The organism is Candidatus Synechococcus spongiarum SH4, assembly GCF_000586015.1.
Lineage (GTDB): Bacteria > Cyanobacteriota > Cyanobacteriia > PCC-6307 > Cyanobiaceae > Synechococcus_B > Synechococcus_B spongiarum_F.
Genome location: NZ_JENA01000043.1, coordinates 1 through 9,879 on the forward strand (window position 1 = coordinate 1; position 9,879 = coordinate 9,879).

At 61.0% G+C, this 9,879-nt stretch carries 9 protein-coding genes and 1 pseudogene; 5 read left to right on the forward strand and 5 right to left on the reverse strand.

All coding sequences use genetic code 11. From position 1 onward, the window contains the following. The 3 genes and pseudogenes from BG35_RS14275 to BG35_RS13420 form a co-directional block, all read right to left on the reverse strand. Positions 1-160: pseudogene (locus BG35_RS14275) on the reverse strand (transposase); the annotation flags it as partial. Between the two features lie 243 nt (positions 161-403). Next, a complete protein-coding gene (locus BG35_RS12370) occupies positions 404-1,378 on the reverse strand; it encodes a pentapeptide repeat-containing protein (protein ID WP_080688003.1) in 975 nt (324 codons plus the stop codon). Next, positions 1,375-2,055: a glycine-rich domain-containing protein gene (locus tag BG35_RS13420; RefSeq protein WP_025781708.1), complete on the reverse strand. Its 681-nt coding sequence runs from the start codon at positions 2,053-2,055 to the stop codon at positions 1,375-1,377. Before BG35_RS13420 ends, BG35_RS12370 begins: the two co-directional genes overlap by 4 nt. A gap of 117 nt (positions 2,056-2,172) precedes the next feature. On the opposite strand from BG35_RS13420, the gene BG35_RS0103390 reads away from it, so the two are divergent. Together BG35_RS0103390 and BG35_RS0103395 are read left to right on the forward strand one after the other, a co-directional pair. Beyond that, a complete protein-coding gene (locus BG35_RS0103390; protein ID WP_025781709.1) occupies positions 2,173-2,931 on the forward strand; it encodes an MBL fold metallo-hydrolase in 759 nt (252 codons plus the stop codon). A 10-nt stretch (positions 2,932-2,941) separates the two neighbouring features. Further along, positions 2,942-4,399, forward strand: a complete 1,458-nt coding sequence (locus BG35_RS0103395; RefSeq protein ID WP_025781710.1) for a phosphohexomutase domain-containing protein — start codon at positions 2,942-2,944, stop codon at positions 4,397-4,399. 104 nt (positions 4,400-4,503) lie between these two features. Here the strand turns inward: BG35_RS0103395 and BG35_RS14080 are convergent, their stop codons facing one another. Together BG35_RS14080 and BG35_RS0103405 are read right to left on the reverse strand one after the other, a co-directional pair. Continuing rightward, positions 4,504-4,728, reverse strand: a complete 225-nt coding sequence (locus BG35_RS14080; RefSeq protein WP_025781711.1) for a DUF1830 domain-containing protein — start codon at positions 4,726-4,728, stop codon at positions 4,504-4,506. Between the two features lie 107 nt (positions 4,729-4,835). After that, positions 4,836-6,050 (reverse strand): glycosyltransferase family protein, encoded by a 1,215-nt coding sequence (locus BG35_RS0103405; protein ID WP_025781712.1) that lies wholly within the window; start codon positions 6,048-6,050, stop codon positions 4,836-4,838. 10 nt (positions 6,051-6,060) lie between these two features. Here BG35_RS0103405 and BG35_RS0103410 point away from each other — a divergent pair, with 10 nt between their 5' ends. The 3 genes from BG35_RS0103410 to tsaE all read left to right on the forward strand — a co-directional run bounded on the left by BG35_RS0103410 (position 6,061) and on the right by tsaE (position 9,823). Further along, positions 6,061-7,872 (forward strand): alpha-amylase family glycosyl hydrolase, encoded by a 1,812-nt coding sequence (locus BG35_RS0103410; RefSeq protein ID WP_236619762.1) that lies wholly within the window; start codon positions 6,061-6,063, stop codon positions 7,870-7,872. A gap of 7 nt (positions 7,873-7,879) precedes the next feature. Continuing rightward, the gene (locus tag BG35_RS0103415) at positions 7,880-8,728 is read left to right on the forward strand and encodes an HAD-IIB family hydrolase (protein ID WP_051506124.1); all 849 of its coding nucleotides are present in this window, start codon (positions 7,880-7,882) and stop codon (positions 8,726-8,728) included. 363 nt (positions 8,729-9,091) lie between these two features. Next, positions 9,092-9,823 (forward strand): tRNA (adenosine(37)-N6)-threonylcarbamoyltransferase complex ATPase subunit type 1 TsaE, encoded by a 732-nt coding sequence (gene tsaE, locus BG35_RS13900; RefSeq protein ID WP_308417013.1) that lies wholly within the window; start codon positions 9,092-9,094, stop codon positions 9,821-9,823. Positions 9,824-9,879: the final 56 nt, after the last annotated feature.

Genomic DNA, 9,879 nt, shown 5'->3' on the forward strand with positions numbered 1-9,879 from the left:
CTGACGTTGTAGAAGAGTTGGACACAATGCACCGCAGCATCCCTTCCAACGAGTAGGGTACTCTCCCCTTGTCAACAGTGGGGTAGTAGGGCCGAATCTGCTCCAACAGCTTCTCCCACGGTATCAGCACCTCCAGCCGCTCCAGAAACTTCTCTCGCCCCGTCTTGCGCTTTTTGCTCTCCTACTCAAGGTCTGCAACGCTCCTCGCAATCCGCTCCATGCCAGTGGGCCTCCTGCCAGATCACAGTCTCTCACTCCATCCTGACACACCCCCCATCTCTTGTTCAGAGGTGCCCTAGGGCTGTGTCATGGGTCTTCAGCCGCCAGGTCGGTGGTTTTGGTTACCTGGAGAGTACGTCCCTCTATTCCCATCAGCTTCGAGACACAACCCCAGTCTCGACAGTTATGGTTTATTGTGAGGGCCCGGGGCGACTGATTCCTTCAGGTAACTTCTTCCTTCAGGTAACTTCGTATCTTGATCAACTGTGGCGCTGTTAATTTGTTCTTGTGTTAGATTTTTTGCATCAGTAAGATCACATTTCTCAAATTTTGAGCCAGACAAGTCACAGTCTTTGAAGTCGCAGTCACAGAAATTGGTATCCTTAAATTCACAATTCTTGAGAATTGCTTTTACGAATGTAGACTCTTGAAGATCTGATGATACGAAAGATGAATCTGATAAGATGGACTGATCAAAACAACACTTCTGCACCATGCTATCTGACATATTAGTACTGCGAAGTTCAATAAAGCTAAGATCAGCAGAGAAAATACGAGAACTAGATAGATCAAATTGAAATGATTTCTTATCATCTTGTTTAATATTTTCAACTTTTCGTTCTCTGATAACGTCTATAGCTGCATCAATATCCGAAGGTGATGACTCATTTCTGAGTTTTTTAATGAGTCTTTTCTCATTGTCTGGTGATTTATCTTGCTCAAGTTGTTTATGGAAATTCTCATAACTTTTTTCTCGAATGTAGGATGTCATAATTTTCATAATCGTTGAATGCAATCTAGTATCATCTTTGGCAATTTTGCCTAAAGAATAAATTCCTCCTTGTCTTACGGCAGCTTTTTCATCCCCCAGTAACTCTATAGATTTAGTGAAAATATCTGTATCTGTCTGAGCTCTTAACGCATCTGTCTGCATTCTCAATGATTGGGTACGATTATGTGTTAGCAAAAGAGTAAGAGGAGCGATTCCTGCACCAAGTAAATACCAACCCCACTTTTGTAAATCTTCGGATTTGTGATTTGTAATCTGATCAGATATCCATGGCCATGAAGTAATTGGAACTCCAGCAATCAAAACCAGCCAACCAAGACCAATGACAATCTGCCAATTTTTACTAAAGCCCCTCCATAATGACCTCATTTTACCCCCACCAAATCCCGACTGGCGCTACTTGTATGAGTCACCCCCAGATCAGCAAGCCTTGGGCGTCTGCTATCGAAGACGTCATGGGTGGAGTTTGCGTCTTCCACACCTCGGCAGCGGCGGCCACAGTTGGGGCAGCGGTTGGAGTGGGGCCACAGGTGGGCGGGGGCGGCGGCGCCGAACGTGGACTGGTACAACGCCAATGTTTTCAGCCATGCCTCCCGCAGATTGGTGGCGTCTTTTTCTCCCCGCATCCCGAAATAGGGGAAATGATGGAGCATGGAGCCGAAACAGTGCTGGCAATCCTCACTGTACTTCTGGGTATCCAGGATGTGGAGATGCCAGAAGTCGTCCACCAGGCTGGAGGGCACAATTGGATCCCGGGGGTGCTCAAGGCAGAGAACCAGGAACCGGCGGTACTCCCGAGACACCCGAGAGGCAAAATCCAACGTCCAGCCGTGGCCTTCTTCAGCGTCCATGGCCTTGACGAGGATGGGCTCCAGGTCCAGGTCCGCCAGGATCCATTCCCTTCTCTCCTTCACGGTGGCCGCGCCCGGGAAACTTGTCCCGGTCCGGATCCTGCCCACTTGCCGGGTGATCCAGTTGAAGAATCTATTCCCGAAGCGCTGTTCCACAATGCTGGACGGCCCAGGGAGCGTGGCGGCTGGCTGCATGATCTACCCCTCCTGAACGAGGTGGTTACATGGTTGCAATCCTAGCAAATCAGGCTTTGCAGTGGATATGCACTGCAAAGCCAGCCTCTAAGCTGCATTCCATTCCAGAAACATCAAATGCGGGCCACCTACTTCGGCGCCAATGGCTGGCAGTTGGGCTTCCCGGATCTGAACGTCCTGCTGGATCCCTGGTTGGTGGGTTCCCTCTGCTTCGGCAACAGTTCCTGGTTTTTCGAGTCCCGCCTCCCGCAAGACTGGCCCATTCCACCGGCTGTTGATCTGGTGCTTCTCACCCAGGGCCTGCCGGATCATGCCCATCCCCCCACCCTCGGGAAACTGGAGCGCTCCATCCCGGTGGTGGGCTCTGCCGCCGCAGCCCAGGTGGCTCTGGCCCTGGGATTTACCCGGGTCACCACCCTGGCTCCCGGCCAGAGCTGCCAACACACCAGTGGCTCCGGCGCCCCCCTCACCATCACGGCCACAGCGGGGGCAACTGTGCCGGGGCAGGAAAACGGTTTTCTGCTCCAACATCCTGACGGGAACCTTTACGTGGAGCCCCACGGCTTTCTGGATCCCGCCATGGCGCCCCGGAAGCTGGATGCCGTGATCACGCCCGTTGTGGATCTTGGCCTGCCCTTGGTGGGCGCCTTTGTGCGGGGGCAAACCGCGTTGCCCCAATTGCTGGAGCGGTTTCAGCCCCGCTGGGTGCTGGCCAGCACAGCCGGGGGACAGATGCAGAACTCCGGACTGCTGCCCAGGCTGCTCTGGACTCGCGGCAGCATCGCCACGGCCACGGCCCTGATCAACAGTCGTTCCCCGGAGACCCGACTGCTGGATCCGGAACCGGGCCGCTGCTACCCGCTGACTTCTTCCTGAGGCTGCCGCCATGTCTCTGCTCCCCCTGAAGCATTCCGCCGCACCCATCCGTTTCGGGACTGACGGCTGGCGCGGCGTGCTGGGTGTGGACGTGACGGCCGCAACAGTGGTGCAGGTGGCATCCGCCGCCGCCCAGGAGCTGGCCGCTGCCGCCCCGGCGGCCCTCGACAGTCGAGAGGTGCTCATTGGCTTTGACCGCCGCTTTCTGGCCCCGGAACTGGCGGAGTTGGCCGCTGCCGCGGTGCAGGGGTGCAACTTGCTGCCCCTGCTGGCCAACGAGCCCACCCCCACCCCCACCATGAGTTGGTCGGTGCGACAGCGGCGGGCACTGGGGGCATTGGTGGTCACCGCCAGCCACAATCCCCCCGAATGGCTGGGCCTCAAGATCAAGGGTCCCTTTGGCGGATCGGTGGACTCCGCCTTTACAAGACGGGTAGAGCGCCGCCTGCAGGCCGGTTCCGTGGTTCCCCCCGGCCGTGGTCCCATCAGTCGCTTTGATGCCTGGACCCCCTACTTGGCGGGCTTGTCCCAACTGGTGGATTGCCGGATGCTGGCGCAGCGCCTGAAGCACATGGGTTTGCAGGTGCTGGTGGATTCCATGCACGGGGCGGCGGCAGGGGGACTGCGCCGGCTGCTGGGGCCTTCAACGGGGGAAATCCGCCATGACCGGGATCCGTTGTTTGGCGGCCATGGGCCGGAGCCCACAGCCGCCAATCTGTGGGACCTGACCCGTCGGATCAAGGCCGCCAGGATACTTGAGAAGACCGTGGTGGGCCTGGCCTTTGACGGGGATGGGGACCGCCTGGCCGCCGTGGACGAAACGGGCGCCTTCTGCAGCACCCAACAGTTGATTCCCTTGCTCATTGACCACCTGGGCCGGGAGGAATCACGGCCCGGTGTGGTGGTGAAGACCGTCAGCGGCTCGGATCTGATGACCATTGTGGCTGAAGACCGGGGCCGGCGGGTGGTGGAGACCCCTGTGGGCTTCAAGTACATTGCCGCCGTGATGCGCCAGGAGGCGGTGTTGCTGGGGGGAGAAGAATCCGGCGGCGTGGGATTCGGATGCCACCTGCCGGAGCGGGACGGCCTCCTGGCGGCGCTGCTGGTGCTGGAGGCCCTGGTGGCGGCAGAGCAGCCCCTCGCCCAATGCCTGGCAGCGCTACAGCAGCGCTCCGGCCTGCAACTCCACTACGACCGCCTGGATCTGCATCTCGGCGATCTTGCTGCCCGCAACCGTCTGCTGGCGGTGCTGGAGCAACAATTACCCCAAACCGTTGCCGGTGAACCCGTGACGGAGGTCAACCACCGGGACGGAATCAAACTGCGGTTGGGGAGGAGCCGGGGCCACTGGCTGATGCTGCGTTTCTCGGGGACAGAGCCGTTGCTGCGCCTCTATTGTGAGGCCCCCACCATGGAGCAGGCCCAGGCCAGCCTGGCCTGGGCGGAGGCGTTTGTGCAGGGTCTGTGACGGCCCCGGCCGGGCCGCTTTATCACCCGCCGCCCGCGCCGGGATAACGGTGGCGGCCAGCAGGATGGCAGCACCGGAGATGGAGTATTCCATCCTTGCCCAGGTCAGATTGCTGAATTGTCCTTGGGCGCCATGGATTTACCCACAACAAAGCTGTCAATAATTGCCACGCTGCCATTGCAATATCCCCAAACAGACACTTTCGTTGAAGCTGGAGCCTCGAAGCTGACTATGTCGAATGGAAAGGCGACTTTCTCCATGTAGAAGTTCTCCTCGTCGGATCGGAGGACCACGAGGGCGTCAGACTGGTTGTGATAACACCATTCCACACGGGATCAGCAAGGATTTGTCAATTCATCCACAGCTACAGCTTGGATTTTGTGTCTGGTGCTACAGAACTTGTGGAGTGGAAAAGGGCTATACGGAAACAGGGTGCTCAGACCACCTGGATGGCGGTCGTGCTTTTGGTCGCAGCGGCAACAACTTCCTGGCGCAGGTTGGGGTTGAACGCCAGGGCCCGGGTCCAACTGGGCAGCCGGAACCCCGTTGGGGCGCCCATGAAATCATTCCAGCAGGGCCGAATCAGCTTGGCAAAGCAGTTGACGATGGATTCCTCCGCATGGCGGTCATAGGGCAGACCGTTGATGGCGGCGTCCAGGTGGTGCTGCCGCACTCGATCCTTGGCAATCCGCTGGTAGAGCACTTCCAACGTGGCGGCCTCTTCCCGACTCAGGGCGATGGACTCGTGCTCCATCAACGCGCGCATCAGGCAGGCAAGGATTTCCGAGCACATGCGTTGCAGCCCCTCCATCCGCGCCGTGCCGATTCCTTTGTGTTTGTGGTCAAACACCCCCAGATCCACCTGGGCGATGTGGCTGATGGTGAGGTTGCGGTACACCTCCGCCAGCAGACCCATCTCCAACCCCCAGTCACAGGGAACCCGCAGATTCAGGGCAAGATCCGCGGTAAAGGCAAACTCTCCGGAGAGGGGGTAGCGGAAGGCGTGCAGGTAGCTCAGCAGGGTTTTTGGACCCACCAATTGCTGCAGGGCATCCAGGACGGGCATCACAAACAGCCGGGTGGCGCGCCCATGCATGCGGTTTTCCTCCAGGGAGAGGCGGCTGTAGAAGGCTTTCACGTAGGCCACGCCGAACTGGCGCTCCAGCAGAGGACCCAGCATCCGCACGGGATAGGAGGGGTTGAAGGTGCGAATGTCCGCATCAAACAGGGCAATGAGTTCAGCTTCCAGAGTGGCGGCCGCCAAGCCCACCCACACGGCCCAACCCTTGCCGGCAGGCCCCAACACATCCAGGCCCCCATCATGGGTGTGGGCCATGAAGTCCCCCAACGCAGGTCCGTTGGTCCATAGCACCTGGACGGGACAGGGCATCTCCTGGAAAAAAGCCTTCGTTTGATCCACCTCGTCCTGATGCTCTGCGGCCAGGGCGATCACCAGGTGGCTCAGGTTGGAAAAGCGGGCCAGCACGTCCCGGGTCAAGGCCAGAGCAGGACGACGCAACTCGTCAAAGAGGCACGGGATCAAGATACAAGCCCGACGCTGAGCCAACTGCTCGTTGAACCGCTGCTCCTGATGGGCCTCCATGGGGCGGTGATTGTGAACAGTGCTAATGGCGTCCTGAAGAAAATCCATCGAAATCCCCGTGAATGGGCCAGCGCCTTGGCAGCGTTATCCAGGAATCTACCGTCACCAACACTTGCAACCACGGATTGTGCCAGAGAGCAAGACTGCAGGTGAGCAAGACACGGCGGCCTTCAGCCGGAAGCTGAGCCAGTTGCTGCACAGCATTTACCCCCAAGCGGACCTGCAGGCCCGCTTGAGCAAGCTGCTTCCCCGGGAAGCGCCCCCTGGCCAAGCGGCGGCCTGCCAACGCTGGGACCAGGCCACCGCCATTCTCATCACCTACGCCGACACCGTCACCGGGGCGGACGAACCCACGTTGGCGGTGCTGGATCGCTTCCTGTCAGAGGACTACGGCCCGGTCGGGCTGCCCATTGTCCATGTGTTGCCCTTTTTGCGCTCCTCCAGTGATCGGGGCTTTGCCGTCTGTGACCACACCCGTTTGGAGTCCCGCTTCGGGGACTGGCGCCATCTACGGCAGTTGGCCCATGGTCGCCGCCTCATGGCGGACCTGGTGGTCAACCATGTCTCCGCCGCCCATCCCTGGGTGCAGCAGTTTCGCCGTGGCCAGGAGCCCGGATCGTTCATGGTGATGGCTCCCGCAGACCTGCAGGGCTGGGACCACGTGGTCCGTCCCCGCAGTTCGGTGCTGTTCACCCTGATGGACACCCACCAGGGGTTGAGGCCGGTGTGGACCACCTTTGGACCGGACCAGGTGGACCTGGACTGGAGCCGGCTGGAGGTGCTGGAAACCTTTGTCCGGTTGATGCAAACCTACGTGGACCACGGTGTCGACTGGATTCGGTTGGACGCCATCGGTTTTCTCTGGAAAGACCCCTACACCACCTGCCTACATCGTCCGAAAACCCGGACCGTGGTGCAGGGCCTGCGCCTTCTCCTGGAGCAATACACCTCCAATGGGGTCCTGCTCACGGAAACCAACGTTCCGGAAGAGGAAAATCTTTCCTATCTGCGCAGTGGCGACCAGGCCCACGTTGCCTACAATTTTCCCCTGCCGCCCCTCCTGCTGGAGGCCCTGCTTTCCAATCGCTGTGACCTGATCAACCGCTGGCTGGCCCGTTGGCCCCGGTTGCCCCAGGGCAGCACCATGTTGAACTTCACGGCCTCCCATGACGGCATTGGTCTGCGGCCTGCCGAGGGACTCATCAGCCCCGAGCGACTCCAGAACCTGCTGATGCGCTGCGAGGAGCGGGGCGGGCTGGTGAGTCACCGCACCGAAGCGGATGGCAGCTTGAGACCCTACGAGTTGAACATTGCCTGGTGGAGCGCCATGGCGGGACCCGCCACCACCCCGGGACGGCTTCAGGTGGAGCGTTTCCTGGCCAGCCAGTTGCTGGTGATGGCCCTGCCCGGCGTGCCGGCCTTCTACCTGCCCACCCTCCTGGCCGCCAGCAACGACCACCCCGCATACTCCAGGACCGGCTGCCGCCGTGACCTGAACCGACCCCAATTTGATCTGCAAGCGTTGCGCCGGCGCCTGGACAATCCCGACAGTCCTCCAGCCATCATCCGCAGCCTCATGGCCCATATCCTGGACATTCGCGCCCGGATTCCTGCGTTTCACCCGGAGGCCCCCATGGCGGTGCTGAGCGCGGAGCGCAGCGACATGATCGTTCTGCAGCGGGGTCACAGGGAGGATCCCGGCCGTCTGTGGGTGGTGCAGAGCTTCCGCGAGGAGGCGGTGGAACTGGACATGTCCCTGCTGGACCCCCGGCACAACGGATGCTGGAGAGACCGGCTCAGCCAGCGCGCCATTGCGGGTCCGCGGCTGGCCCTCAGTCCCTACGAGGCGCTCTGGCTTCAGACAGCCTGACAACACCATGCAACCCCCTTCATCCCCTGTCGTGGCCGCCAGCCGGTGGCTGGTGGTCACCGATCTGGACGGCACCCTGCTGGACCACGACTACGACTTTTCCGCCGCGGCGCCCCTGTTGCGGCGCCTGGAGCAGCAGGGCGTTCCGGTCGTCCCTTGCACCAGCAAGACCGCTGAAGAGGTGGAGCAGTTCCAGGCCGCCGCAGGTCTCAGCAGCCCCTACATCGTGGAAAACGGCGGCGCCATCCACTTCCCCCACCCGGAGGATTGGCAGGTGGAGGCGCCCCGTCACCCCATGCCCGGCGGGGGAGTTGTCATGCCCCTGGGCTGGCCCGGTCAGCGGTTGCGACCCCTGCTGGACGCCTTGGCCGCGGAGCTGGACACCCGGTTTCTCGCCCTTGAGGACCTGTCCCAAGGGGAGCTCATGGCCCGCACCGGCCTCTCGGCCGCAGGGGCCGCCCTGGCGGCGCGGCGCCGTTGGAGCGTGCCGTTTGTGCTGGCGGAGGATCAGGCCGTTGCCATCGAAGCGGTGGAGGCATTGGCGGCGGCCCGGGGGCTCAAGGTGCTGCAGGGCAACCGCTTTGCCCACCTGATTGCCCCCGGCAGCGACAAGGGCCTGGCGCTGGCGGCCTTGCGCCGTGCGGATCCCCGATGTCGCGCAGTGTTGGCCCTGGGGGATTCCCCCAACGACACGGCGCTTCTGGACGGGGCGGATCACGCCGTTGTTGTTCCCGGCGCCAACGGCCCCCATCCCCGCCTTCAGCCCGCCATCGCCGCCGGTGAGTACCAGTTGGCCGCCGCGCCCCATGCCGTGGGTTGGGCAGATGCTGTTGCCGCATGGCTGGCGCTGGCCTGACGGGGGCAACGGAGGATGTTATAATAGTGTTGCATGGTGCAACAGTCATTGGTTAAACTCTCAGTATCTCTATAGTCCACCTATGCTTCACCTGAAGCGCTATTCTACTCCCCAGGGGGGTGTTGAGCATGGGGAACCTCAGCATAGGGATGAAAGAATAGGAATGGAAGACAGACTCCGACTGAATTTGATGATGAAGGGCGAATGACAAAAGATGCAATAGATACAACAATAACCCCACAGGATTGACAACAATTCCTAGCTTATCGGCTATAATTATGCCGGATGCCGGATGCCGGATGCCGGATGCCGGATGCCGGATGCCGGATGCCGGATGGTCCCACTTGCGTCCGGGGTCCGGCCATGAAGGTTTCCCCAAGGCGGCGCGGGTTCCGTGTTCCTTCCCCCAACGGCTCGACTGCCGACGCCGCCTTGCTGTTGACGGGCGTCCGCCATGCCGCCCGCTGCCTGGTGTTGTGCCGCCCCGGCGCAGGGCTGGCCACCGGCGGCCAGGCCCAGAACAACCCGGTCTTTTCGTCCGCCCCCGCCGCCAGCGGTGATCATGAAGGCCATAAGCTGGCCCGTGTGCAGGCCGGAACGATTTGCGCACACTCCCCTGACATGAGCCTACTCCTTGCCCCGGCTTCCCTCCCCGACGCCCAGGCCACCCAGGCCTATGGGCGGCGGCTGGCCGGGGAGTTGTTGGCCTCTGGCGCAGCAGGCGGGGTGGTTGTGTTGTTGCAGGGTTGTCTGGGCGCAGGCAAAACCTGTCTGGTGGGTGGGCTTGCCCAGGCCTTGGCCATTGGGGAACCCGTCACCAGCCCCACCTTTGCCCTGGCCCAGCACTACCGGGGGCAATGGCGCAATCAACCCCGGATATTGGTCCATCTGGACCTTTACCGCCTGGAGCAGCCCGGCATTGCTGACCAGTTGTTCTGGGAAGAGGAAGAGTTGGCCCACGAGCAGGGGGCGCTGCTGGCGGTGGAATGGCCGGAACGCCTGAGCCAGTGGCCCCAGGGCGCCTGGCATCTCCAGTTGCGCATGGCCCCTCAGGGGCGGTTGGCTGTGTTGCGTAGCCCGGTGTTTCCCCCATAGAAGCCCGAGAAAAAAGTCCTCAAGAAGGGTCAATGGGGCGTTGCTCGGCAGGCGCG